The sequence below is a fragment of the Cryobacterium adonitolivorans genome (assembly GCF_004402695.1).
In the GTDB taxonomy this organism is placed as follows: domain Bacteria; phylum Actinomycetota; class Actinomycetes; order Actinomycetales; family Microbacteriaceae; genus Cryobacterium; species Cryobacterium adonitolivorans.
Genome location: NZ_SOFL01000036.1, coordinates 76615 through 102072, shown reverse-complemented (window position 1 = coordinate 102072; position 25458 = coordinate 76615). Strand labels below are relative to the sequence as shown.

General features: G+C 62.6%; 26 protein-coding genes. 11 read left to right on the top strand and 15 right to left on the bottom strand.

The features are described 5' to 3' along the window. Positions 1 to 14 precede the first annotated feature (14 nt). The 3 genes from E3O42_RS11290 to E3O42_RS11280 are packed head-to-tail and all read left to right on the top strand — an operon-like array spanning position 15 to position 2421. Positions 15 to 719 carry a ribulose-phosphate 3-epimerase gene (locus E3O42_RS11290; RefSeq protein WP_198414124.1) on the top strand — a complete coding sequence of 235 codons (705 nt, stop codon included), beginning with the start codon at positions 15 to 17 and terminating at the stop codon, positions 717 to 719. Then, positions 716 to 1276, top strand: coding sequence for a 6-phospho-3-hexuloisomerase (hxlB, locus tag E3O42_RS11285; RefSeq protein WP_134454030.1), 561 nt, complete (start codon positions 716 to 718; stop codon positions 1274 to 1276). The genes E3O42_RS11290 and hxlB overlap by 4 nt, the downstream gene beginning before the upstream one ends. Further along, on the top strand, positions 1276 to 2421 hold the full coding sequence (locus E3O42_RS11280) for a mannitol-1-phosphate 5-dehydrogenase (RefSeq protein WP_134454029.1): 1146 nt from the start codon (positions 1276 to 1278) through the stop codon (positions 2419 to 2421). Before hxlB ends, E3O42_RS11280 begins: the two co-directional genes overlap by 1 nt. 175 nt (positions 2422 to 2596) lie before the next feature. Here E3O42_RS11280 and E3O42_RS11275 read toward each other — a convergent pair whose 3' ends face one another. Further along, on the bottom strand, positions 2597 to 3352 hold the full coding sequence (locus E3O42_RS11275) for a ZIP family metal transporter (RefSeq protein WP_134454028.1): 756 nt from the start codon (positions 3350 to 3352) through the stop codon (positions 2597 to 2599). Between the two features lie 502 nt (positions 3353 to 3854). Between E3O42_RS11275 and E3O42_RS11270 the strand changes: the two genes are divergently transcribed. Next, entirely contained in the window at positions 3855 to 4637 is a 783-nt protein-coding gene (locus tag E3O42_RS11270) for a mechanosensitive ion channel family protein (protein ID WP_134454027.1), read from the top strand. 168 nt (positions 4638 to 4805) lie between these two features. On the opposite strand, the gene E3O42_RS11265 is transcribed toward E3O42_RS11270, so the two are convergent. Next, positions 4806 to 5720 (bottom strand): aldo/keto reductase, encoded by a 915-nt coding sequence (locus tag E3O42_RS11265; protein WP_134454026.1) that lies wholly within the window; start codon positions 5718 to 5720, stop codon positions 4806 to 4808. Next, complete coding sequence (locus tag E3O42_RS11260; protein ID WP_134454025.1) at positions 5717 to 6031, bottom strand: DUF2316 family protein; 315 nt, start codon at positions 6029 to 6031, stop codon at positions 5717 to 5719. Before E3O42_RS11260 ends, E3O42_RS11265 begins: the two co-directional genes overlap by 4 nt. Before the next feature lie 60 nt (positions 6032 to 6091). Here E3O42_RS11260 and E3O42_RS11255 point away from each other — a divergent pair, with 60 nt between their 5' ends. After that, positions 6092 to 6553, top strand: a complete 462-nt coding sequence (locus E3O42_RS11255; RefSeq protein ID WP_134454024.1) for a MarR family winged helix-turn-helix transcriptional regulator — start codon at positions 6092 to 6094, stop codon at positions 6551 to 6553. A 129-nt stretch (positions 6554 to 6682) separates the two neighbouring features. Here the strand turns inward: E3O42_RS11255 and E3O42_RS18970 are convergent, their stop codons facing one another. Next, on the bottom strand, positions 6683 to 7474 hold the full coding sequence (locus tag E3O42_RS18970) for a CocE/NonD family hydrolase C-terminal non-catalytic domain-containing protein (RefSeq protein WP_198414122.1): 792 nt from the start codon (positions 7472 to 7474) through the stop codon (positions 6683 to 6685). Positions 7475 to 7806: 332 nt separating this feature from the next. After that, complete coding sequence (locus E3O42_RS11245) at positions 7807 to 8382, bottom strand: TetR/AcrR family transcriptional regulator (RefSeq protein WP_134454023.1); 576 nt, start codon at positions 8380 to 8382, stop codon at positions 7807 to 7809. 142 nt (positions 8383 to 8524) lie between these two features. Between E3O42_RS11245 and E3O42_RS11240 the strand changes: the two genes are divergently transcribed. Further along, complete coding sequence (locus tag E3O42_RS11240; RefSeq protein WP_134454022.1) at positions 8525 to 11038, top strand: MMPL family transporter; 2514 nt, start codon at positions 8525 to 8527, stop codon at positions 11036 to 11038. Between the two features lie 174 nt (positions 11039 to 11212). On the opposite strand, the gene E3O42_RS11235 is transcribed toward E3O42_RS11240, so the two are convergent. From E3O42_RS11235 to E3O42_RS11195, 9 genes are all read right to left on the bottom strand, one after another. Continuing rightward, positions 11213 to 12322, bottom strand: coding sequence for a substrate-binding domain-containing protein (locus tag E3O42_RS11235; protein ID WP_134454021.1), 1110 nt, complete (start codon positions 12320 to 12322; stop codon positions 11213 to 11215). A gap of 76 nt (positions 12323 to 12398) precedes the next feature. Continuing rightward, positions 12399 to 13700 (bottom strand): multiple monosaccharide ABC transporter permease, encoded by a 1302-nt coding sequence (gene mmsB, locus E3O42_RS11230; protein WP_134454128.1) that lies wholly within the window; start codon positions 13698 to 13700, stop codon positions 12399 to 12401. Between the two features lie 38 nt (positions 13701 to 13738). Continuing rightward, a complete protein-coding gene (gene mmsA / locus E3O42_RS11225) occupies positions 13739 to 15259 on the bottom strand; it encodes a multiple monosaccharide ABC transporter ATP-binding protein (RefSeq protein WP_241984798.1) in 1521 nt (506 codons plus the stop codon). Between the two features lie 144 nt (positions 15260 to 15403). Continuing rightward, positions 15404 to 16585 carry an ROK family transcriptional regulator gene (locus E3O42_RS11220; RefSeq protein ID WP_134454019.1) on the bottom strand — a complete coding sequence of 394 codons (1182 nt, stop codon included), beginning with the start codon at positions 16583 to 16585 and terminating at the stop codon, positions 15404 to 15406. A 169-nt stretch (positions 16586 to 16754) separates the two neighbouring features. Then, positions 16755 to 17102, bottom strand: coding sequence for a cupin domain-containing protein (locus tag E3O42_RS11215; protein WP_134454018.1), 348 nt, complete (start codon positions 17100 to 17102; stop codon positions 16755 to 16757). Between the two features lie 424 nt (positions 17103 to 17526). Next, positions 17527 to 17709, bottom strand: a complete 183-nt coding sequence (locus E3O42_RS11210) for a hypothetical protein (RefSeq protein WP_134454017.1) — start codon at positions 17707 to 17709, stop codon at positions 17527 to 17529. Further along, positions 17690 to 18529: an alpha/beta hydrolase gene (locus E3O42_RS11205; protein ID WP_134454016.1), complete on the bottom strand. Its 840-nt coding sequence runs from the start codon at positions 18527 to 18529 to the stop codon at positions 17690 to 17692. The genes E3O42_RS11210 and E3O42_RS11205 overlap by 20 nt, the downstream gene beginning before the upstream one ends. A 47-nt stretch (positions 18530 to 18576) precedes the next feature. Next, a complete protein-coding gene (locus tag E3O42_RS11200) occupies positions 18577 to 19371 on the bottom strand; it encodes an SDR family NAD(P)-dependent oxidoreductase (RefSeq protein ID WP_134454015.1) in 795 nt (264 codons plus the stop codon). Continuing rightward, positions 19356 to 20297 carry a helix-turn-helix transcriptional regulator gene (locus E3O42_RS11195; protein ID WP_134454014.1) on the bottom strand — a complete coding sequence of 314 codons (942 nt, stop codon included), beginning with the start codon at positions 20295 to 20297 and terminating at the stop codon, positions 19356 to 19358. Before E3O42_RS11195 ends, E3O42_RS11200 begins: the two co-directional genes overlap by 16 nt. A 103-nt stretch (positions 20298 to 20400) precedes the next feature. On the opposite strand from E3O42_RS11195, the gene E3O42_RS11190 reads away from it, so the two are divergent. Beyond that, complete coding sequence (locus E3O42_RS11190) at positions 20401 to 21198, top strand: helix-turn-helix transcriptional regulator (RefSeq protein WP_134454013.1); 798 nt, start codon at positions 20401 to 20403, stop codon at positions 21196 to 21198. 7 nt (positions 21199 to 21205) lie between these two features. Here E3O42_RS11190 and E3O42_RS11185 read toward each other — a convergent pair whose 3' ends face one another. Continuing rightward, positions 21206 to 21733 carry an MmyB family transcriptional regulator gene (locus E3O42_RS11185; protein ID WP_134454012.1) on the bottom strand — a complete coding sequence of 176 codons (528 nt, stop codon included), beginning with the start codon at positions 21731 to 21733 and terminating at the stop codon, positions 21206 to 21208. A gap of 180 nt (positions 21734 to 21913) precedes the next feature. Between E3O42_RS11185 and E3O42_RS11180 the strand changes: the two genes are divergently transcribed. From E3O42_RS11180 to E3O42_RS11165, 4 genes are all read left to right on the top strand, one after another. Continuing rightward, a complete protein-coding gene (locus E3O42_RS11180; protein ID WP_134454011.1) occupies positions 21914 to 22492 on the top strand; it encodes an alpha/beta fold hydrolase in 579 nt (192 codons plus the stop codon). Beyond that, positions 22489 to 23361, top strand: coding sequence for an alpha/beta fold hydrolase (locus E3O42_RS11175; RefSeq protein ID WP_241984781.1), 873 nt, complete (start codon positions 22489 to 22491; stop codon positions 23359 to 23361). The genes E3O42_RS11180 and E3O42_RS11175 overlap by 4 nt, the downstream gene beginning before the upstream one ends. Before the next feature lie 128 nt (positions 23362 to 23489). Further along, a complete protein-coding gene (locus E3O42_RS11170) occupies positions 23490 to 24020 on the top strand; it encodes an NADPH-dependent FMN reductase (protein ID WP_134454010.1) in 531 nt (176 codons plus the stop codon). Between the two features lies 1 nt (position 24021). After that, complete coding sequence (locus E3O42_RS11165) at positions 24022 to 25458, top strand: MFS transporter (protein ID WP_134454009.1); 1437 nt, start codon at positions 24022 to 24024, stop codon at positions 25456 to 25458.

Sequence of the window (25458 nt, the reverse complement as noted above, 5' to 3'; positions counted from 1 at the left end):
TGAAGGGAGCGCTCATGAGCGTTCAATATTCGGCGTCTGTCATGACGGGCGATCTGGCAAATCTCGAGTCGACGATTCAAGCCGTGGAAGCAGCCGGAGTTACCACGCTGCACGTCGATATCCTCGACGGACGGTTCAGCCCGAGCATGCCCATTGGTTTGGAAACGGCCAAACGAATCCGCGAGGTCACGAGCATGACCCTGGACGCCCACGTCATGTCGACCGACAACGACTACTTCGTGCAAGAAATGCTCAACATCGGGATGGATTCGGTGACGTTTCATGTCGAGGGCACCCGGCACGTGGATCGTCTCCTGCGCGTGATCCAGCGCTCCGGCGCCAAGTCAAGCCTCGCGCTGAACCCGGCGACGCCGCTCAACGTTCTCGACTGGGTCCTGCCGGAAGTCGACAAGGTGTGCCTGATGCTCATCAATCCGGGCTATGCGACGGATGCGAGCGAGGCGCAGGTTCCGTACGCATTGAAAAAGATCAGTGCGCTCCGCGCGCTCCTCGACTCGACGCGGTCCGAGGTTGTGCTGCAGGTCGACGGCCGGGTCTCGTTGGAGTCGGTGCCGAGCCTGGTAGCCGCGGGCGCAAGAGACCTCGTCCTCGGGAGCACTAGCCTGTTCCGAAAGGGTGCAACGCTCGCGGAAAACAAGCTGTTGCTCGACGTTGCCGTCCGTGAAGGCCTCGACCGCGCTGTGCAGGTGGCCGCATGAGCGCGTTCGGTCAGGCCCAGCAGGACATCACGGCCGAAGTCTCCGCGACGATGGGTGCGATCGATGCCGCGGATGTCGACACCTTGCTGGACGCGGTTCGCTCGGCGGACCGAGTGTTCTTCGTCGGGGTAGGGCGTGTTCTTCTTTCGCTGCAGGCGATCGCGAAGCGACTTGCGCACTTCGGCGTCGACACGGTCATTGTCGGACAAATTACGGAGCCGGCGATTACCGACCGCGACGTACTGATCGTGGGTTCCGGGAGCGGTGAAAGCGCGATCCCGCTCGCGATAGCTGCGCGGGCAAAGAAACATGGAGCGAGGGTTGTGCACATTGGGTCCAACGCTCAAAGCTCAATGCGCGACTACGCAGATCACTTCGTTCGCATCCCCGTGCAGACCAAGCTCAACCTCGCTCACGAGATCCCGTCGATCCAGCCCATGACGAGCCTGTTCGAGCAATGCCTCCTGCTGCTCGGCGATACTGTGGCGCTCATGATCGTCCGCGCGGATGAACTCGACATGCCCTCGCTGTGGCGCAACCACGCAAACCTCGAATAATGCGTGCCGTCCACTTCGGAGCCGGGAATATCGGCCGCGGCTTCATCGCACTCGCCCTGCACCGGGCCGGCTACGACGTCACCTTCGTCGACGTGTCAGCCACACTCATCGACGCGATCAACGCGGCGTCGAAATACGAGGTCCGCGAGATCGGCCCGATCGGCGTCGTTCACCTCGTCGATGGCATTTCCGGGATAAATTCGCGGACCGATCCGGACGCTGCAGCGCGAGCTGTCGCCGCGGCCGACGTCGTCACTTGTGCGGTAGGCGCAACTGTGTTGCCCTTCATCGCGCCGATCATTCGTGCGGGAATCCTGGCGCGAGCATCGGATGCTCCGAAACTCGCGATTCTCGCATGCGAGAACGCGATCGGTGCTTCGGACACGCTGCGCGAGCATGTCGCCGACGGCGGGATCGACACAGCGCTTCTCTTCAACAGGACTGTGTTCGCGAACACTGCAGTCGACCGCATCGTCCCTGGCCAGGCATCCGGCGGGATTGACGTCGTTGTCGGCGAACACTTCGAGTGGATCATCGACCGCACACCCTTCACGGGTGCGGAACCGAAGATTCCCGATGCTCGTTACGTCGACAACCTCACACCCTTCATCGAGCGCAAGCTCTTCGCGGTGAACACCGCCCACGCCACGACGGCCTACTACGGCTTTCTGGCCGGGGCCGAGAGCATCGCGGATGCACTGGCGATTCCCTCAGTGCGCGCCGAGGTCGACGCGGTAGTCGCCGCAAGCTCGGCGCTGCTCGTGGACAGCCACGGCTTCGATCCTGAGGAACTCGCGGCCTACATCGCACAAGCAATCAAGCGATTCGAGGATCCGGATCTTCCAGACACCTGCATACGCATCGGCAGGCAACCGTTACGCAAGATCTCGCGCACCGAGCGTTTCATTGCTCCCGCCGCGCGACTTGCCGAGTCCGGGGGCGATCCGGCGGCCCTCGTCCGGGCTTACGGTGCAGCACTTCGATTCGACGTGCTCGATGACGCGCAGTCGGTTGAGCTCCAGTCGCTTCTCGCAAGCCACGCGCCGGCTACCTTTGTGACCCGGGTTACGGGGATCGAGGCCAGTCACCCACTCTTCGCTGCTCTGCTGGCCGAGACCGCGTCGGTGGAGCCGTCGCTGGTGTAGCCGCCCCTGCAACTCCCCAGGACACCTGAACGGCGTGGCGAAGGTCAAAGGGGCGGACCTCTGGTATCGAAGTCAATCCGTCAGCGGATGACACTCTCGGCGTGACGGGCTGCTAGCTACTCCGGTTGCCCGATCACACACTGGAAGACTGGCGCTTGACACACACAGGGCGTGCTTATTTGCCTGCCTGGCTGATTGTGAAGGCGGTGAGGAAGCCCACAGCGGCGCTGAGCCCGGTGAGGACGTGATGTTCTTCGAAGGCCTCGGGGATCATGGTGTCGGCGAGCATAGCCAGAATGGCACCGGCGGCTGTCGCAGTGATGAACGCAACAAGTTCGGCCGAGGCGCTTTGCAGGCTGGCGTACCCAATGAGAGAGGCGATTCCGGAAACTAAGGCTATTCCTCCCCAAACCCCGAACACGTAGCCGGCGCTCCGGCCGGCCTTCTTCATTCCGGCTGTGCTGGAGAGACCTTCCGGGACATTGGAGATGAATATCGCTGCCAGCATCGCCGGACTGACCGAACCGCCAGCGACCAATCCAAGCCCGAGGACGACCGATTCGGGAATGCCGTCGAGCAGGGCCCCGAGCGCAATCGCGGTACCGCTGCCTGGTCTGTCCTGTTCCGAGGGCTGCTTGCCGCCAGAGCGCTTCCGGTGTTTGGCCCCCCGCCGCGCGAGAAGCGCGTTCGCTGTGACGTAGACCACTGCGCCTGCCAGGAAACCGGCCGCTGTCGGCCACAGGCCCCCGCCGCGGGCCGCCTCGTCGACCAGATCGAAGGCTAGGGCGGAGATCAGCACACCCGCGCCGAAGGACATCACAAGGGAGACAACTTTGGGAGGGATCCTCCACCACCACGACAATGCTGAGCCGAGGACCAGTGCCGCGCCCGCAAGTGTTCCCCAGAACAAAGCCTGCATCCACGCTGGCATGGTCTTTTACCTCCCACAGGGTCCGGTAAATGCCGTCATCTAAGTTTTTGTTTTGTCACCGGGCTTTACTCTCGCCCATCATAGGTGACCTCGCGCGGATACCTTGGGCTGAGGGGCCGCTCAACCCGGGAATGCCCAATCCATTGGTCTAATCCACCTCGCCGATGCGCGCCTGCACTGCCCGCCGGTGGTTTCCCGGCAGAGCCGGAGTGAAGACCGAACGCTCGGCGGCGGTGGGTGAGCCGACAACGATCCTCGCGAATCGAGGTTGTCGGGTAAGACGGGGATGCAGCCTCCAGGCGATTGGCCAACAGCTTGTTGGCCAGCTGCGGGTTAGCCGTCACGACCCCACTGATCTGTCGGGAGCAGATGTTCTTCTTTGGCGTGACATAGCGGCGGGTCATTGCGTCTATTAAGTAACAGCTACCTTCGGCTGAGCAGTTTTTGGCTGCCTCACGCTCCACTTGGACGCACCGAGGCCGAGTGCATTAGGAGAAACCTCATGGACGACACCCTTCAATCCATCCAATCCGGCTTCGCAGTGGCAATCTCAAACATCATCACCTTCCTTCCCGAACTGCTTCTTTTCCTAGTGATCCTGATTCTCGGGCTAGTCATCGCGAAACTGCTTGCCAAGGTCATCGAGAAAATCCTTGAGAAGGTCGGCTTCGATCGCGCCGTGGAACGAGGCGGCATCAAGAAGGCGCTAGCCCGCAGCAAGTACGACGCGTCCGACATCGTCGCGAAGTTGGTTTATTACTTCCTTTTCCTGTTCGTCCTTCAGCTCGCCTTCGGCGTGTTCGGGCCGAACCCGATCAGCGACCTGCTCGCGGGGATAATCGCCTACCTGCCGCTGATATTCGTAGCGCTGATCATCATCGTTATCACCTTCGCCATCGCAGCCGCCGTCCGCGAGTTGATCATCAGCACCCTGGGCGGTCTCTCCTATGGGAAGCTGCTCGCCAACCTCGCCAGCGGTTTCATCATCCTTATCGGGGTAATCGCCGCCCTCAACCAGGTAAACATCGCCGTGACGGTCACCACCCCGATTCTTATCGCGATCCTGGCTGCCATTGTCGGGATCCTCGTCGTGGGCGTTGGTGGCGGTCTGATCAAGCCGATGCAGACCCGTTGGGAGTCCTACCTCAACAAGGCCGAGGAAGAGGTGCCGAAGATCGCCGCGCAGGCCAAGAACGCGCCGTCCCTCACCCAACGGACACAGGAAGCTCAGCAGCCGAACATCACGGCAGTCGCGGCTGACCGCGGACCGCGTAGCCGCCCCTAGCCAGTTCTGGGTCATCCCGGCGGCCGACTGGCCGCCGGGATAACGCTCTCGGATCGGCCCCCGCAGAGCGAGCTGAAAGCCCACCGAGGAGAGCTGGGATACCCGCGCCTATCTCCGGCATGTGCCCGACGTGTTTAGGCCGTGCGGACGCCGCCTATCAGGCAGCCGTCATGTTCCTAATTCGAGTGCAGAGATCATGCCGGGCCCGAGTTCGAGCCGTGCCGCCTCTGTGTTTTCATTGAGATGGTTGATACTGCTGGTGCCGGCGATGATCATGGTGTTCGGTGAGTGAGCGAGCTGCCAGGTGAGACCCACCTGAGATGGGGTCGCGTGGAGCTTGGCGGCAGTGTCGATGACCGTCGGTAAGTCGACGACCTTCCGGAGGCTCCCGTAACCGCCGCCGAGGGGGAAGTACGGCACCCACGCGACGCCGTGCTTTTCGCACAGGGCGAGCATGTCCTCATCGCCCCTGCTGACCAAGTTGTAAATGTTCTGCACACATGCGATCCCTGCGGGCAGAGCTGTCCTGAGCTGGTCGAGGGTGATGTGGCTGAGTCCGATGCCGACGATCTTCCCTTCGTCTCGGAGTGCAGTCATCTCGGCCAGCTGATCCTCGAACGGGACGATCTGGTCGCCCTCGGCCAACAGGCCGGGGGTGAAGTCCATGCGACGCAGGTTCACGATGTCGAGCCGGTCTGTGTCGAGGGTGCGGAGGTTCTGCTCGACCGCTTCGCGCAGCTCGAACGGCGTCTGCGCGGCCCCCAGGGGGATCGGGGCATCCGGCAGCGGCTTCGCGCCTGCTTTGGTCGCGATCACGATGTCATCGCGGACTGCGCCGAGCGTGTCTCGCAGTAGCTCGTTGGCGAGGCCATTTCCGTAGAACTGTGCGGTGTCGTAGTGCGTGATGCCGAGGTCGAAGGCGTGGCGAAGCACCGCAAACGCGTTCTCTCGTCCCGCAGTGTCCGTGGCCTTCCGGGTGACTTGCCCCATTCCGTACCCGATCCGAGGGGTGGGGCGGCCGACCAGGAGGAACGTGCCCCCGGGGGTCGGGCGGGAAACGGTTGATGGAGTCGGCCCGGTCATCGTGCGGCTCCGGTTATGACGTCGGCGACGTCGATCAGTCCGAACCAGGAGTCAGCCGCGCTGCGCATCTGCTCGGTCAGGGACGAGTACGGGTGAGGGGTCTTGCCGGCGGCGATGATCGCCGCGTCGATGTAGTCGCGGACTAGCCATACGTCGCGCGGCGCTGCCCCGGCCACGGCGAGGGCGGCGGTCGTACGGTCCAGCGTCCAGCCCAGGGCTCCTCCGATGTTTTCGGGGGTAAGGCCGGAGAGAACGAGGTTAGCGTTCAGTTCGTTGCAAGTGTCGCCGCGTTCGGAGCGATTCAGGGACATGAGCTTCTTTCCCACCAAGCAGGTGTTGTCTTATCAACAGGATGCGCCTATTGTGTCGATATGTCAACACGCAAAGATCTGCCGGCAAGCACGCCCTTGAGTCTGTCCGAGCGGGCGTTGTGGTTCGCGTGGAAGCGGGCGCACGAAGTCCTGCGCACTCGAGTCGCCGAGGACGTTCGGGCGGCTACAGGGCTTTCAGACCCCGACATGGCGATCCTGATTCACGCCGCCGACGTCGACGGGACGGTGCGCCAGAATCAGCTCGCGGTCGTGCTCGGCTGGGACAGGACCCGCCTGTCTCACCACTTGTCCCGGATGGAGGATCGGGGATTGGTCACCAGGCGGCGGGTCACCGGCGGCGTCGAGGTCGAGGTGACCGACGCAGGAATCGAGATCGTCGCCGTGGCGCAGCCGGTCCACGCTGCAGCTGTGCGTCGGCACTTGATCGAGCCGTTCACCGGCGTGCAGGTCGAGCACCTCAGGCAGGCCCTCGATCGCATCGCCGCGCCCGACTCGATTTAGCGCGCCCACGACGTTGAGCGCCGCTTCGGCGCGGGCAATGCCCGGGTCAATTGTGACGGCCAGCTGACTGCCCAGGGACGGCAGTTGAGTAGGCGTGATGGCGGCTGAGCGACATCAATGAGCCCTTACTTACTCGTCCTCAGGGCGTTGGTCATTTACTCGCGGATACCGGGCATCATCGTGCCGAGCACGTTGCGGGAGCTGACTACGAAGCGCAGTTGCTCGCCCGGGCGGAACACCAGCCCGACCGGCAACAAGTCGATTTCGATTTCGACGATCTCGCCGGGTGCGAGCTTCTCGACCTGGTCGAAGGTGTGTGCGGGCACTTCGTGCGTCGACCCGCAGTCGACCGTCTGAGCCCTTGTACTTCAGAATCGTCGCACCGCGGTCGGTGAGGTCAAGTGCGATTGCGCTCTGATTCGGAACCGTGAACGCCTCCAGTTGAGTGCCGTAGGCGTCGAGCTTTTGCACGAGCACGAGAATGTCCATGTCGTCCCAGTCGCGGGCTTCGACGAACAGGTGCGCCTTCGGGTAGCCCACCAGCACCGTCTCGTCGGCGAAGCGCGTGAGGAAGGACGCGGCGTCCGGATTCGCCGCCACGGTATACGCCACCGGCAGTTCGGCGCCGGGCGCCGTGGTAGTCAGCGCGTGCGAGCGGCCGTCGAGATAGAAGTTCCTGGGCACGGATTCGGTCGGTGGAAACTGTTCGGTCGAAATGTCGATCCGGTCGCCGCCCTCAACGTCGAGCAGGGAATAGCGCACGGGGGGCATCTGCTCCCAGCCGTTGTCGTGGTCTTTGAGGAAGTGGTCGAAGAAGTGACGCAGCTCGTCCTGGTGCTGCTCGTCGTAGTAGTCGGGCCATTCCTGGGTGTTGTGGATGCTCAGCAGTCGGTAGGGGCAGGCGCCACCAGGACGCCCCATAACTCACTGCATACAAAACACTTACAACGCTTCAGAGCGGTTTGGCAAACCTGTTCGATTCCGGCGAGAGCGACGGTCGGGGCGTGGAGAATATCGTTGCCCAGCCATTAAGGGAGGGCGATCTGGGCGCTCGTTGCGGCAGCGGCACCCGTCTCGCATCGGTCTACTCCGTCAACGGTCACCCGACTTCTATGAGAGCCAAGCGATCTCGGTCGCGAGCGATGCACTGGCCATCAAACAGCAGCGCGAGGTGCGACAGCTCGTGGCTTAGCATTCGGGCCTGGGGGACCAACGGACGATCGTTGTTCCGCCTGCGATGCCGGGCCAGGAACCTAACGAACCCGTAGAAGGCGATGCAGTGCACGCGTCAGTATGGGCGAGAGCTGCTCATCCGTAAGGTGCGGGAATGCTGATACTGCCGCAAACGACATGAATGCGGCATTCACAGCGAACAGCTGTTCGGGGGTCGGCGTTTCGCCGTAGATCACCTTGGCGACGCGATCGACGACGTTTGGGCGACCGTCGGCGGTGTTCGGGAGGGCGCTCACAGCGGGGTCAGAGACGAGAAACACGATGCGCAGTCTCTGATTGAGCCCAGCAGCGACCAGCGCCGCTACCGTCGTATCCATTCGATCGGTTCGGGACTTGATCGCGCTAATGGTGTCTAGCGTCGCGAAGAATCGTGACGTCTCGGCGTCGATGATCTCGCGCAAGATGTCAGCCTTGGACGAGTAGTGGTAGTACAGCGCAGCTCGGGTCAGCCCGAGTTTCGTCGCCACGTCCTGCATGGCGGTCCCGTCATAGCCGTGCTCGGCAAACATCGTGCCGGCAACGTCGAGAATGCGCTGCTTGGCCTGAGCCGTTTGCTCGGAACGAGTGGTGCGGGCTACTCGTGCCACGGTGAACACTCCCTAATTTCCTGACGATCATAGTTACTTTACAGCACGTACAGTAGAAACTGACACGCTGTATAGTGATGGACTATACAGTATGTATAACAATGAGGATTCGTGATTCCGCGGCTTCCTCCCAAAAGAACGGGTTCTCGACATGGCTGATCTTCTCTATCGCCTCGGAAGATTCGCCGCACGACGGCGGTGGAGCGTCATCAACGCCTGGATCGTGATTTTTGCGCTATCAGGTGCCAGTTATGCGCTATGCGCGGGCACGATCTCGTCCTCGATCACGATCCCGGGCACCCCGACGGCGAAGGTGAGCGAACAGCTTGAGGAGATGTTCCCCACGGTGAGTGGAGGGACAGCGAGCCTCGTCTTTTCCACCTCCGGCGGTCAGCCCTTCACCCAGACGCATAAGGGGCAGATCCACGCCCTGCTTACTGACATTGCTGGATTCTCGGGCGTCAAAGCCGCAAAGAACCCTTTCACAATCGAAACCGAACTGGCCGATCAGCGCCAGCAAATCGTCGACGGGCGGTCACAGCTCGATGCCGGAAGGACCGAGCTCGCCGCGGCGCAAGACCAGCTCGACGTCGGCGTGCAGCAGCTCACCGACGCGCAAACGCAACTCGATGCTGCACGCTCCCAAGCAGGCGATTCCGCCGATGCAGAGGCGCAATTTGCGCAACAACAGCAATTCCTCGACGCCCAGAGGACGCTCTTGACAGCACAGCAGACCGACCTCGACTCTGCCGCGCAATCCTTGACGGAGCCCGGTTTGCAACTAGACCTCGGGTCCTCACTTTTCGACCTGTCAAAGAACATCCGTTTCGTCTCAGAGGACGGCACAGCGGCGCTCGCGACAGTGCAATTCACCAAGAACGCCTTCGTCGTGCCGCCTGAGCTCAAGGCCCAGGTCGTTGCCGCGGCCGCTGACGCGCGCATCCCAGGTGTTGAGGTCACGATATCCAACGAGCTGGTTCAAGGCACACCCAACCTCGTCGGTCCGGGTGAGGCCGTCGGGATCGTCATCGCGGCGGTAGTGCTGCTCGTGCTGCTGGGAACAGTATTGGGGGCAGCGCTGCCGCTTATCAGCGCGATGGTAGGGCTCGGTGTCGCTCTCCTTGCCGCTCTCTCGTTCTCGGGTCTCATCGAGTTCACCTCGATCACCCCACTCCTCGCCGTCATGCTGGGCCTCGCGGTGGGCATCGACTACTCTCTATTCATCATCAACAGACACAGGTCCCAGCTCAAGCGGGGAATGCCGCTAGCTGAGTCCATCGGACTGGCCAACGGCACGTCTGGCAACGCCGTCGTCTTCGCCGGCACGACTGTCATCGTCGCGCTCCTCGCCTTGAACATCACCGGAATTCCGTTTCTGGGCCTCATGGGTACGGTTGGCGCTGTCTCGGTCGCGGTCGCTATCCTCGTTGCGATCAGCCTCACTCCCGCGATGCTGTCGCTGGCCGGCATACGCATCCTTCGCAAGAGGGAGCGAAAGCAAATGGGAGATGCCGCCGCCATCGTCGCCGTACCCATGTCGACAGGGCGTGCGGTGCTCACCATCGTTGCGGGAGTCGCGCTTCTGGGAGTTGTCGCTCTCCCCGCGCTGACGATGCGGCTCGGCCTCCCCGATGGATCGTCGGAAGCAACGTCCTCCAGCCCTTACAAGACCTTCGCCACCATCGCCGATAAATTCGGGGTGGGCCAAAACGGCCCACTGGTTGTCGTGGCTGATCTCCCGGAACCAGCCACGGGATCTGCCTTGCTCCAGCAACAGGTTGCCGTCGCCACGAAAATCGCGGCCCAACACAACGTTAGTGCCGTCGCTCCCATCGCCATATCGTCAGACGGCACCGCTATCGCCTTCCAAATCATCTCCACCGGCGGCCCATCGAGCATCGCTACTGAGGACCTCGTTCACGACCTTCGCAACATTTCCCCCGTGGAGACTGAAGAAGGCGCTGTTACCCTCGGCGTTGCAGGTACCGCCAGCGCACAGATCGATATCTCGGAGAAACTGGGCGAAGTTCTCCCGATCTACCTCGCCGTGGTCCTGACACTGTCCCTGATCATCCTTGTCGTCGTCTTCCGCTCGATTCTCGTGCCCATCATCGCGACCGCCGGCTTCGTACTCTCGCTTTTAGCCACTCTCGGCGCCCTCACAGCGGTCTACCAGTTCGGCTGGCTCAGCGCGATCTTCGGAGTCCACGACCCCGCCCCGATCCTCAGCTTCCTACCGATACTCGAAATCGGGGTACTCTTCGGCCTGGCTATGGACTACCAGCTGTTCCTGGTGTCCGGAATGAGAGAAACCTACGCGCACGGCTCCACAGCACGGGACGCGGTACAACGCGGCCTCCGCCTGGGCCGGCCCGTAGTCACAGCCGCAGCACTCATCATGATCGCCGTCTTCGCGGGGTTCATCTTCTCGGAGTCAGCGACAATCCGACCAATCGGATTCGGTCTGGCATTCGGCGTTCTCCTCGATGCATTTATCGTGCGGATGCTCCTGATCCCCGCCGCCATGCACCTCCTTGGCGACGCCGCCTGGTGGATTCCGAATCGGCTAGACGGGCTATTGCCGAACATCGATGTGGAGGGCGCGTCGCTCGAGCACCTCGCGATCACGGGCCCGAAACCGCCCCACCCAGCCTCTCGCCTTTGAAGGCGACATTCACCACGTGTGTGAGGTGCATCGAGTTCGAAGCTACCGTGGCCATTCACGGATGAACACCTGCGTCGAATTCTTATTCGCAAGCGACTGCAGTTTGCGGGTCAAATTGGCAATGACACCGGCCGGCCCGGAGGGGCCGACCGGTGTCGCCGTGTCTAGCGGGTGTTACTTGGTGAGTGCGAGAAGGTCGGGGTTCTCGGCGTATGCCTCGGCAGCGTTGTCCTTGGTGACGATGACTGGCGTGAGCAGGTCGGCGGGGACGATCTTGTTGCCGTTGTCGTACGACTCGGTGTCGTTGACGGTGGGCTCGTCACCGGCCTGCAGAGCGGACGCCATGGCGATCGCTTCCTTGACCAGCGCGCGGGTGTCCTTGTAGATGGTGGAGTACTGGTCGCCGGACATGATCAGCGGGATCGAAGCAGCTTCGGAGTCCTGACCAGTCACGACGGGGAGCTCGGCCTGTCCAGCATCCTTCACCGAGGTGATGATGGCGCGGGCGAGGGTGTCGTTCGGCGACAGGACGCCGTCGACGGCCTCGGCCTGGTAGGTACCCTGCATGAGGGTGTCCATTCGACGCTGGGCGTTCTCGGGCTTCCAGCCATCGGTTGCCGTCTGGCTGATCTCGGTCTGGCCAGAGACGATCTTCAGCGTTCCGTCGTCGATCTTCGGCTGCAGCACGTCCATGGCACCGTCGAAGAACACCGCGGAGTTCGAGTCGTCGGAGGAACCGGAGAAGAGCTCCACGTTGTAGGTGGTCTTATCCGGGAACTTCGCGGCCATACCGTCGAGAAGAGCCTGGCCCTGAAGCTGACCGACCTTGAAGTTGTCGAAGGCGACGTAGTAGTCGACGTCGTCGGTGTTGAGGATGAGGCGGTCGTACGCGATGACGATCGCGCCCGCGGCCTTGGCGTCAGCAACCTGCGTGCCCAGCTGCGCGCCGTCCTTGGCTCCGACGATAATGACTTTGGCCCCATTGGTGACCATGGTGGAGATCTGCTGCTGCTGGTCAGCGACAGCGTTGCTGGCACCGGCGTACTGCACGTCACCCTCGAAACCGGCGTCGGCGAGTCCCTCCTCGAAGAGGCTGCCGGCGAGAACCCAGTTCTCACTGGTCTTGTCGGGAAGTGCGACGCCGATCAGCGAGTCGGCAGAGAAGCCGCTGGCGGCCTCATCCGTGCCCGTTTCGCTGCCGCGTCCGTTGTCGGAGGAGCAGCCGGTGAGGCCGAGTGCGGCGACTGCCATGACGGCGGTCGCAGCAAAAAGGATCTTCTTCATTGGGATCTCTTTCTTTTCTGTGTGTGGTGCAGGGGGTGGAGGTGATTCTCCGGGGAGTAAAAATGGGTGAGTGATGCTATTTCTTCAGATCGGCTGGCACCGCGGTGTCCGGCGTTCCGCCGCCCGGCGTGACCAGGGCTGAAGTGGCGTCGTCCGTCGGTGCCTGGCCGCCCTTGTTGCGCGTCATCAGTCCGATGATCGACGGGCGTCCCTGCGACTTGTTGTAGACGTCAACGCCGACGGCGATTAAGAGGACGAGGCCCTTGATGATCTGAACGAGGTCGGACTGGATGCCCTTGAGTGCCAGGCCGTTGGACAGCACGGCCATCACGAGTCCGCCGATGATGGAGCCCGCGACGGTTCCGATACCGCCAGAGACCGCCGCGCCGCCGATGAAGACCGCTGCGATCGCGTCGAGTTCCCAGCCGGTTCCGTCGAACGGGCCGGAGGCCTGCGAACGAGCGACGAAGATCATGCCGGCCAGAGCCGCCAGCACCGACATGTTCATCATCACGAAGAAGTTGACGCGTCTCGAGTTGACGCCCGACAGCTCGGCCGCGTGCTTGTTGCCGCCGACCGCGTAAATGTGGCGACCGATGGTCGTCTTGTTCGTGAGGAAGGAGTACGCCACGACCAGCACGGCGAGGATTATGCCGGAAACCGGGAAGCTGGTGCCGACTCGACCGGTGGCGAACAGGTAGGCGGCCACCAGCACCACACCGCCGAGGATGACGACACGGAGCACGCTGAGCCAGATGGGCTCGGACGACGCGCGCATCACGTTTCGGGTACGGCGACCGCGCACCTCAAGGGCGATGAGGATCACCACCACGAGGATCCCGAGAAGCATTGTGAGATTGTTCAGACCGAAGTTCGGGCCGACCTCGGGGAGGTAGCCCTTGCCGATGACCTGGAACCCGGTGCCGACGGGCACGGTTGCCGAGTCACCGATGAACTGGTTGCCACCGCGCCAGATGAGCATGCCGGCCAGGGTCACGATGAACGCCGGGACCCCGATGTAGGCGACCCAGAAGCCCTGCCAGGCTCCAATCAGCCCGCCAACGACGAGGCCCAGGAGAATCGCGGCCCACCACGGGAAGTTCCAGTCCTTCATCGCCAGCGCCACGATGATGCCGGTGAAGGCCGCGACCGAGCCGACCGAGAGGTCGATGTGGCCGGCGATGATCACCATCACCATGCCGATGGCCAGGATCAGGATGTAGGAATACTGCTGCACGATGTTGATGATGTTGCCGGGCTGCAGCGTTTTACCCCCTGTCCAAATCTGAAAGAAGATGATGATCACGACGAGGGCCCCGAGGATGCCGAACTGCTTGAGCGAACCACCGCCGCCGAACAGTTTCTTCAAGTCGCGGATGTCGAATCCGCCGCTTTTCTCGGTTACGGGTGCGCTCATTACGCGTCTACTTTCTGTGAGGACGAGGTCATGCTCCGCATGAGGGTTTCGGGATCGGCCTCGGCGACCGGGAGTTCATTGGTGATCTTGCCTTCGAAGATCGTGTAGACGCGGTCGGAGACTCCAAGTAGTTCTGGCAGCTCCGACGAAATCATGATAATGCCCTTACCCTGCGCGGCGAGGTCACGGATGATCTGGTAGATCTCGGCCTTGGCTCCCACGTCGATGCCGCGGGTCGGCTCGTCGAGGATGAGCAGGTCGGGATCGGTGAACATCCACTTCGCCAGCACCACCTTCTGCTGGTTTCCGCCGGACAGCTTGGTGACGCCCTCCTCGACCGTGGGAGTCTTGATGCGCAGGCTCTTTCGGTAACTTTCGGAGATCTGGGCTTCTTCGAGCTCGTTGACCACGGTGCCGCGGGAAATCTTGCTCAGCTTCGCCGACACGATGGAGCGCTTGATCGTGTCAAGCAGGTTCAGACCGAGCGACTTACGGTCTTCGCTCACGTAGGCGATACCATGTCCGATGGCCTCGGCGACGGTGCGCAACTTGATCTCCTGGCCATCCTTGAAGACTTGGCCTGAGATGAACTTGCCGTAGGAGCGACCGAAAAGACTCATCGCGAGTTCGGTGCGGCCTGCCCCCATGAGCCCGGCGAAGCCGACCACCTCGCCGCGGCGCACGGTGAAGTTCGAGTTCTTCACAACGAGGCGCTCGGTGGTGAGCGGGTGCTGCACCGTCCAGTCGCGCACCTCGAAAAAGACTTCGCCGATCTCGGCGGTGTGCTCGGGGAACCGGTTGCCCAGTGTGCGCCCGACCATCCCGCGGATGATTCGGTCTTCGTCGACGCCGTCGGCCTTGACGTCGAGCGTTTCGATCGACTTGCCGTCACGGATGATCGTGATCTGGTCCGCAATCTGCTCGATCTCGTTGAGCTTGTGGGAGATCATGATCGACGAGATGCCCTTGCCTTTGAGACCGAGGATCAGGTCGAGCAGGTGCTGCGAGTCGTTCTCATTGAGTGCGGCGGTGGGCTCATCGAGGATGAGAAGCTTCACGTTCTTGTTGAGTGCCTTGGCGATCTCGACGAGTTGCTGCTTGCCAACTCCGATGTTCTTGATCTGGGTGTCGGGGTCGTCGTCGAGTCCCACCCGGGCGAGCAGTTCGATCGCCCGGCGCTGAGCTTCGACCCAGTTGATGACGCCGGCTCGGCCCGGCTCGTTTCCGAGAAAGATGTTCTCGGTGATCGAAAGCTCGGGGATGAGCGCGAGTTCCTGGTGGATGATGACGATGCCGGCGGCCTCACTCTGCCTGATGTCGCGGAAGCGCACCACCGCGCCCTCGTAGACGATGTCGCCGTCGTAGGTCCCGAAGGGGTAGACGCCGGAGAGTACCTTCATCAGCGTGGACTTGCCCGCACCGTTCTCGCCGCAGATCGCGTGGATCTCTCGTGCCCTAACGGTGAGCGACACATTGTCGAGGGCCTTCACGCCCGGGAATTCCTTGGTGATGGACTGCATCTCCAGGATGGTGGGGTGACTGCTGCGATCCGTCTCCACGGCTGACCTCCTCGTCTGACGGAACCACGCTTTTGTGGCCCCGAATTTGAAGTTAGACCCTACTTCCATTGTCGTCAACTTATAAACGCAACGACTTGGCAACGATCAGCCAACGGTTGGATGAATCCCCGACTCCTGAAGCACGAGGGACGCTCCGCCGAGCGCCTCCGCTCGCTCGCCCAGTGAAGACATCACCAGTTGTGTGGTCTCCACGATCATCGGTACGGCGTAGCGTGCAAATCCGCTCCGGATCGGCCGTAGCAGCATTTCTCCCAAATCCGTCAGCGGCCCGCCGATGATGATGGTGTGGGGGTTGACGAGGTTGGCGATCGCTGCGATCGACCGACCCACGGCGAAGCCGGCCTCTTCGACCACCCGGATGGCGCGTTCGTCACCCTCGAGCACGAGACGCACAATGTCGCGTGTGCGCACCGGCCGCGCGCGAGTGCGGGACAGCAGCTCGATCATGATGGTCGTCGAGGCCACCGTCTCGAGGCATCCGCGGTTGCCACAACGGCACAGCAGCCCGTGCTCGTAGATGGGAGTGTGACCGATCTCCCCGGTCAGGCCGATATTTCCGGAGTACGGCGTCCCATTGAGGATGAGTCCGGCGCCGATGCCTGTGCCCACCTTGACGAACACGACAGTGGGAGTGCCGGCGTGCGGCCCCCACGTGGCCTCGGCGAGCACACCTAGATTGGCATCGTTCTCTAGGTGCACAGGCACCTGAAAGCTCTCCTCCATCATGCCTACCGTGACGCCGACCCACTCGGGCAGGATGGCCCCCTTGACAACGGTGCTCGTGCGGCGATCAATAGGCCCGGGTACACCCACGCCGACGCCGAGCACGGCCGAGTGTTGCACCCCGGCGTGGCTCAGGGTGGAGGTGAGCAGGTTGGCCGCGATGTCGAGCGCCTCGGCCGCGGTGTAGCCGAGGGGGATCTCGATTTCCTTCTCGGCGATCACCCGGTAGTCGAGCGTGGCCACGATGATGCGCACGTGGCGGCGCCCGAAGTCGATGCCCACCGAAACGGCGCCGTTGGTCGACGACAGGCTTACCAGTTGGGCGCGTCGGCCCGAGCTCGTGGTAGGCGACGTTGAGACCAGACTGCGGTCGACGAGGACCTTGACGATGTTCGAGACTGTGGCGGCGGAGAGCCCGGTGTTGCGGGCGATATCGGCTTGTGTCGTGGGCCCGGAGGAGACCAGGTTGGAGAGGATTCGCTGTTGGTTCGAGAGTCGCAGAGCAGTCTGGGACCCTGGATTCCTTCGTTGGCGAACCGGCATGGAATCAAGAGTGCAGCATCCCGCTCTTGCCGTCAATATGTGAACGCAAAAACGCGGCGGCGGGGGCGGCCCGGGCGCGTCGGCGGTCGGCTAGTCGATGGAGAGGATGGTGTGTAGAACAGGGGACAGTTGTTCAACCGCGATCGGTTCCAGCGGGCGTGAAGTCGTATCAGGGCTTGGGCGTGCGAACGACCGGAGTGAGTTCTGGTTTCTCATTGGGGCCGGACAGGAAGTAGCCCAGGAAGGTTGCGCCTTCGAAAGTTGCATCGAACCGATCGATGAGAACGTCCGCAGGCTCGTAGAACACGTCTCCGGTGTGTAGAACCGTCTCGGGGCCTCCAAGGACCTGGAAGAAAATCGAACCGGCTTCGATGACTCCGAAGACAGGCCCGTTGTGCTGGTGTGGACCACCCGCGACACCTGGCTGCATCGTGATGCGACGGACCTGGACGGCTGCCGTCACTTTGTCATCTAAGGATTGCTCTAGAAGCGTTACCCGCACTACCGGCTCGGTCATCCTCTAATGCTATCCACAATGCTGGGTCAGTGATCGTCGCGAGAAAATGCCTGCAGAGTTCGATGGCGAGGCACCAGACCCGAATGCGCGGCAAGTCAGCCACTGGATAGGAATCGCTATCTACGCCGTCGCCAACGGAAGGATCGTCGAGGGGTGGGCGGCGCGAGAACATGCGGACCTATGACCTCCTCTTCTAAAGAAGTCTGGGGGACCGTCGCCGGGGCGAGAGAGTGTCGGCACGAGTCGTTGAGAAGCCGTGGCGCATTTCACCGCAATGCCGCCGGATTCGCGGATCAGCCACCCGATGACCTCTTCCTTGCGACGCTCAGTGATCTGGGCGGCGCGGCGCATCCCCGCTGCACGCTCACGGAGGGCTGACGTGCCCAAGACCGCTGCGCTGCAGCTGCGGCATGGAAGCAAGCACTCAGGCTTCCAGGCTCGCGCTGCGGATTCTGAGGATGGGCTCCTCAGTCCAGGGGTTGAGGTCTTCGATCGCGTGATCGCCGGTGCCCTCTCGCCAGTGTTCGCCATGCAGTTGCACGTCGAACCCGGTGAAGGCGGCCGGCGGCGCCCGTGGTGAAGATTGATTAGCTCGCGAATTCTTCACTCGGCGCTGTGTTGGCCGCGAGGCCGTGTTCGGCCAGCCATGCTAGTACGTCCTCGGCGACCTCGGTCCAGCCCGCGTCGATGGTCAGCGAATGCGCTTTGCCCTCGTATTCGTGGTACTCGGTGATCGATGCGGTGTTGTCGGCGTAGAGCCTGGCCACGGCCAACGTCACCGCTTTGGGCACGGTGTGGTCGGCGCTGCCGGATGTGAGCAGGAGCGGGCCGCGGACGCCGTGGTGCGTGTCTAACCCGGCGGGTGAGTTGCGGGTGAAGTTGGCGGTGGCGTCTTCAAACAGCGGCCGGCCCGGGCCGGGGATCGTCCATTTCTCGAACAGAGCGTCAGATTCTTCTTCGGAGATCGCGTTGCCGAAGGCGTACCGGAACTGCTTCGCGTTGAGGAAAACGGTGCGGCCCTTGTTAGCCGGGTTGCCCAGAACGGGGAAGCCAGACTTCAGCTGCGAGAACGGCAGGATCTTTACACCCTTGATGGGGGCTGGATCGATTGCGACTGCGGCGGTAGCGAAATCGTTGGCAAGGAGTTCCTGGGCGATCAGACCACCGAAGGAGTGCCCGACAACGATCGGTTTGATTCCCTGCTCGGTGAACAGGTCCGCGTAGTGGTGGCAGATCGCTTCGATACCGACGTTCTTGAGCGCGTCGGGCTTGGCGCGGGTCGCTTCGACGGTGTCGCCGTCGCCGGGCCACCCGGGCGCCGAGGTCTCGTACCCTCTGCTGGCGAACAGCTCCTGCCATGGTTGCCAGGCAGACGCGTGGATCCAGAGGCCGTGAATGAAAACGATCGGGGTGGTGGTGTGGGACATGGGTGAGTCTCCCTTTCCGGTGTGTGGTGTGACGTGGGGGTGCAGGGTCAGAGGGTCTTGACGAGTCCGCCGTCGATGAGGAAGTCGGCGCCGGTCACGTTGCCGGCACGGTTGCTGGCCAGAAGGATCACGAGGTCGGCGACCTGAGATGGGGTGGTGAACCGACCAGTCGAAAACCCGCCCTGACTTGCGACGACTTGCGCTTTCGCGGTTTCGAAGTCCACGCCCGTGTTGGTCGCCACAGTCTGCGCAACGCCGTGCTCACCGAGCCACAAGGCTGTTTCGACGGGACCGGGGCTGATGCTGTTGAACCTCAAATTCTGGGCGCCGAACTCTTTTGAAAGAGACTTCGACAGGTTCCAGATGGCGGCTTTCGCTGCCGAGTAGTCAATGACTCCCGGATCCGGAAGAAACGCATTCACCGACCCGATAGTCACAACGTTTCCACCTCCCCGGGCGATCATCCGCGGGATGGCGGCCCGCGTGGCGCGAAGCGCCGACATGAAGTTAAGTGCCATCGTCGAAGCCCACTGCTCGTCCGTGATCTGTAGGAATCCAGTCAACCGGAGACTCGCGGCGCCGACGTTGTTCACGAGGATGTCGAGTCCACCTAGGTCATCGGAAAACTCGATTAAACGTGCTGGTCCCTCGGGCTCACCGAGGTCCACCAGCACCGACGTGACCGAACCGCCAGCCACCAATTCATCGAGGGCAGCGGAACCGGTGCGCGACCCGGCGATCACGGTGGCTCCTTCCGCGACCAGCGCGCGACATGCCGCCAGGCCGATGCCCTTGCTGGCGCCGGTGACGACGGCGATCCTGCCGGTCAGGCCGAGGTCCACGTCGTCCCCGCAGAATCGAGGTGCTGCTGGTTTTTGCTCATGCTACGACGGTAGAGCGCTGCTACCTGAGGGGGCGTGGTCCCCGTGTTCCTGGGTGTGATGGGGACACCCTCGGTATTGGCCGGATCACGGGTAAACAACATCAGCATCTGGAGACATTCGGCGGAGGGCCCTCCCGGAGCCGGCACGAACATGCCCAGCATCTGGCCGCCGGTCGCCGGGAGATCGAACGTCTGGTACCGCAACTCGATTGGCCCAACCTCCGGGTGGCTGAACGTCGTCGGCGTACCCCATGCGGAGAGCGTTTCATGCCGACTCCAGATTTCGGTGAACTCGGCGCCGCCGGCATGAAGGTTCTCAAGCAATGAGGTGATTTCCGGGCCATCATCGGTCGGATCAACCGAAGACCTCAAATACGCGGCTGTTCGCCGGGCAGTCGCCCTCCACGTCTTGTCGTGAATACTGGTCGCGAAAAAGACAAGCTTTGCGAGGTTGTTGCCCGGTCGAAAGTCCGCACTCAGGGCGCGGCCCAACGCGTTGACGTACAGGATGTCCAGGTACCTGTTGAGCACGTACGCGGGAATCGCAGGCATCTGCTCGACCAGGGTCCGTACGCTGACGCTCACCGTGTCGTCGAGCTGACGTCTCTCACCGAGATACGGGCGAGCAAGTCGGTGCAGGTGCGCCACTGCCGCTTGATCGAGCCGCAGCGCCAGCGCGAGCCCGTTCAACACGGGCAAGGAAGGATGTAGCTCCCTGCCCTGCTCAAGGCGCAGGTAGTAGTCGCTGCTGATGCCCGCGAGCATCGCAACCTCTTCCCGACGGAGACCGGCGACGCGCCGCTGACGCGATCCGGCCGGGAGCCCAACATCGATGGGTTCCACCAGGGTGCGGCGTGCACGGAGGTAGTCAGCAAGCGTCTCCATGCGCTGATCGTAAGAGACTTTCCCAAGCTCAGCGTGTCCCCCCTACTACTACCGTTTTAGCCGCACCATCGATAATGCGAGCCGCGAGGTCTAATGTGACGAGATGGACGACAACACCGTCGGCAATTTTCTTCGAGCGCGCCGGCAGATGGTTCATCCCGGTCAGGTCGGACTTGCCGTTGACGACGGTCGGCGTGTCCTCGGGCTGCGCCGGGAAGAGGTTGCGATGCTCGCGGGCATCAGCAGCGACTACTATCTGCGCCTCGAGCAGGGCCGCGACTCCCACCCCTCCGATCAGGTGTTGAAAGCGCTGGCGAGAGCGCTCCTGCTCGACGATGAAGCAACCATCTACTTGCAACGGCTAGTCACCCCGGTTCCCGAGCGCGTTTTCGCGCCCTCCGTCGGCTCGTTGGATGAAGAGGTGTTTGATTTCCTCGGCTCCTGGGATCACACCGCGGCGTACGTCTTGAACGGTTGCCTCGACGTCTTGGCCTGCAACCTGCTGGCCAGCCGGCTCCTGCCCGATGCGATCTATCCCGGTGGAAGCATGCTGGACCAGATCTTCAGCGACAGCGCGAAGGCATTCCTGCCGAACTGGGAGGACGAAGTGGTCCGGGCCCTCGCCTCTATGCGCGAACGAACCGACCCAAACGACCCGCGACTGCACGAGGTGGTGGGCAAATTCATGCTCCGAGAGCCAGAGTTCGCGCGTCTCTGGGCGCGGCACGACGTTGGAACCTTCTCAAACGGTGCCGGGTCGTACTACATCGCCGAGCACGGTCTCGTCCGGCTCAGCTGGCAAAACCTGGCCGTGCCCAGCGACCCTCGGCTGATGCTGGTGGCTACGTTCGCAGTGCCAGGCACACCCGAAGATGACGCACTGCGCTCACTCGCCGCCTGAACGCGCTTCACTCCTCATCAAGCAACTCGATCAAACCCGCCAACGCGAACAGTCGCCGCTCCGACTTGCTGCCCGGTGCGACGTGACCGAGTACGAGTGTCTGGGTGCTATCCGGAAGTCGCAGGTGCTGAAAAGTGATCTCCAACAGTCCGACCTGGGGATGGTCCATCACAAGCACAAACTCGTAGTCGATCGGAATGGACTCACTTGCCCACGCGACCGAGAACTGCGCACTGCGGGAAGACAATTCCCCGAGTAGCTCTTCAAGTCCGGGGGCCGGCGCCGCCGAGGCCGCAGTCCTCTTCAGGATCGCGACGAGCTGGCTCGCGGCATCCGACCACTGAGGCAGCGTGTCGTGCGCGCTCGGATCCTGGAACGTCGCTCTCGCCAAGTTCGTCCCCACCCGGAAGCTGGGTGAGATAGCCAGCGCGAGCCGGTTCGAGCTCAGCACCTCGAACTTCTCGTCCGCCACAAAAGCCGGAGTCGTCGGTAGCGACTCGATCATCTCGACAACCAGGTGATCGACATGCTCCATAGTGGCGAGCCTAGCTTCGCGATCCGCGGACTGACTGTCCCCCCCGCTGACAGGTAGCGGTCTGGCCTATCCCTGCCACTCCTATGCAAACCGCGGCCACGCGCACGCGGACGACCACCACGTACCTTCACGAGCATTGGGCGTGCGTTCTGCTGCCCCTAACCCACCCGAGGAGAAGTGATGGATACCAACCAAGGCGATGTCACAGTCGCTCTAGTGCACGGCGCATTCGCCGACAGTGCGAGCTGGGCCGACGCCATCTCGGAACTGCACGCTACCGGCATCAGCTCGGTGGCGATCTCCAACCCGCTCCGCGGACTCACCCACGACGTCGCCGCGCACCCGCCGACTCTGCTCGGCCGTGCCCTAAAGCCCAGGACGTACCCGAACGGGGCCGAACCAGCACCAGAACTCTATATTGAACAGGCAGCTTTCCACCAAGTGTTCGCAGGTGACCTGCCGGCGTCCCGGGTCGCACCGATGTCTGTGAGCCAGCGACCCGTCGCGGCAGGCGCATTCACCGAATCGCTCACAGGTGAGCCGGCATGGAAGAGTCTGCCCTCTTGGTTCGTCATAGCAACAGCCGACAACGCTATCCACCCCGACTCCCAGCGCGCCAACGCGGAACGCATGAACGCAACAGTGGTCGAGATCGCGGGGTCGCACGCCGTAACGGTCAGCAACCCCGCAGACGTCGCAGCCGTCATCACCGCCGCGGTCGCCACGGCGCGCGCCACCGAAGAACTGGTGTCATCGTGACCGGCGTCGTCTCGCGGTGGCGTGGGTCGCGGCTTCTCGGAGTCGTCGTCGGGGCCGCAATCCTCGCACTGACGGTTGTACTGCCGTATCACGCTGCAACAGCCGCCCCGCCAGAGACGTCGACACCGTCGAAAACGGCAAAGCCGACGATCGTGCTGGTGCACGGCGCGTGGGCGGATAGCTCCAGCTGGACACCGGTGACACTCGCCCTACAAACAGCCGGCTACACCGTGCTCGTGCCACCCAACCCCCTTCGTGGACTCTCAAACGATTCCGCATACCTCTCAGCCTTCCTGCAACAAGCCACAAACGGGCCAGTCGTGCTCGTAGGCCACTCATACGGCGGGGCGGTGATCAGCAACGCCGCGCTCACAGACCCTGACGTCGCTGCACTGGTCTACGTAGACGCCTTCGTCCCCGACGTGGGCGAGAGCGTGGGGCAGATTGTCGCGGGATCAACCTCCGCACTGAACGTCCCGGACCCGACTACGGTCTTCAGTTTCGTCGCCTATCCCGACGCCCCCGCCGGCGACCTCGACGCATACCTGAAGCCGACCGCATTCGAAACCTTGTTTGCCGCAGACGTCGCCAAACCCATCACTCGTGCGCTCGGCGCGTCACAAAAGCCGATCACCCTGAGCGCGTTGGGAGAACCGGCTACGTCCGCAGCGTGGAAAACTCTGCCCAGCTGGTACGTGGTCGGTACTGCGGACCTCGTCCTGCCGCAGGCAAAACAACTAGAGATGGCCACGCGAGCAAAGTCGACGGTTACGGAGGTGAAAGCCTCCCACCTGTCCATGATCGCGAAGCCACTTGCTGTCACCGGGGTCATTGTGACGGCTGCGAATTCGGCGTCCCCGCGGCGCTGATCGAAGCGTTCACGATTCCCCGTTCACTTCACACGATCCGATCCGGGACCGTCCCTTATGAGGGGCGGTCTCGGTCCGACGAAGCCGCGTCACGAGGACCCGCCTCGTAACCATGGGAAGGAAGCATCATGGACATCATCGTTCTCGTCGCAAGTGTGCACCCCGGCCGGGTCAGGCTACCGATCGGCCAGTGGGTGAAAGATCGAGTCGCCGCTGACACGCGGTTCGACGTGGACTTCGTCGATCTGGCAGCCCTCAACCTTCCGATGATGAACGAACCCAACCATCCACGACTCGCCCAATACGCATTGCCGAACACCCCCGCGTGGAGCGCCCGCGTCACGTTGGCCGATGCGTTCCTATTTGTCACCCCCGAGTCCAACCACAGCTACGCTCCGTCACTCAAGAACGCTATCGACTACCTCTACGCGGAGTGGCACGGCAAGCGCGCCGGCTTCGTGTCCTACGGCGGAGGCTCAGGGGGCACACGGGGTGTGCGCGCAATGGACGCCGTCCTGCACGCGATCGGGCTCACACAGTCTCCGCTGACACTCGCCATTCCAAACGTGCGATCGCGAGTGCGAAACAACCAGTTCTCCGCCAGCAGCGGCGAACAACAACACCTGGGCACAATGCTGGACGACCTGACGGTGGGCTGAGATGACCACGCCACGGGTCACTCTCATCGTTGCGATCCTCGCATCGTTCGCCGCGTTCCTCGACGGTTCGATCGTCACCGTCGCCCTGCCGGCCATAGCCAAAGACCTCGGTGGAGGTGTGGGAACTCAGCAGTGGGTTCTTGACGCGTACCTCCTCTCCCTTGGCTCACTGATCCTCCTCGCCGGATCGCTCGCAGATTCCTTTGGGAGCCTCCGCATCCTTCGCATCGGACTGTGTGTGTTTGGTCTCGCGTCTATCGCATGCGCCCTCGCGCCGACGGCCAGCGTACTGATCGCAACGAGGGGCGTGCAAGGAATCGGAGCAGCGCTCCTCGTACCCAGCTCGCTCGCATTGATTACTTCGACATTCTCCGGAGAGGCGAAAGGGCGAGCGATTGGCGCTTGGACAGCATGGACAAGCACCGCGTTCATTGTCGGCCCGCTTCTCGGCGGGATCCTGGTCGACACCTTGGGATGGCGCCACATCTTCGCTATCAACGTCATACCGATCCTCGTGACGCTGTTCCTCACACGAGGCGGTACCACAAGTTCTGACCGCCGGACACAAGCGTCGATCGATTCGCTGGGTGCAGCGCTGGCTGCACTCGGACTCGCCGGGTCGGTATTCGCTCTCATCGAACAACAGAATCTCGGCTGGACCAGCCCGCTCGTTCTCGCCCCACTCACCATCGGTCTGGCATGTCTTGTCGCGTTCATCCTGTGGGAACGACACACCGCTTACCCGATGCTCCCGCTCACGCTGTTTCGAAGTCAGAATTTCCGCAACGGCAACCTGGCGACCGCGGCCATTTACGCGGGCGTATCGTTGGGCCTCCTCGTCGTCGTCCTCTTCCTCCAAGAAGCGGCCGGATTCACCGCCACAATGGCCGGCATGGCAACGCTGCCCATCGCGCTGATCTCCCTCGCCCTGTCCCGCACCTTTGGCACGCTCGCAGGAAAGCATGGCCCCCGACTCTTTATGACACTCGGCCCAGCCCTAGCCGCTGCAGGATTCCTGCTCATGCTCACCGCCAGATCGCCGATCAACTTCTGGTGGCAGATACTCCCCGGGCTCCTTCTCTACGGCACAGGACTCGCGATCACCGTGGCGCCGCTTACAACCGCCGTCCTCAGCTCCATCTCGGCCACGCAAGCCGGCGTCGGGTCCGCCGTGAACAACGCCGTTGCCCGCATCTCTGGGCTCGTGGCAATCGCCTTCATGAGCACGGTCATTGGCTCCGCCCTCACCACGGGCAGTTTCCACCGTGCGCTCACTGTGACTGCTGGCCTCTTCCTAACCGGGTCAGTGATCTCTGCCGTCGGCATTCGCAACGGCTCCGCCAGCGATTCTCCAATTCCGGCTGAAGCCGCGGCGAACTGCACCGACCGTGCGATCCTCACACTGCCGCCAACCTTCGCTCCACGGATAATGCGCTGA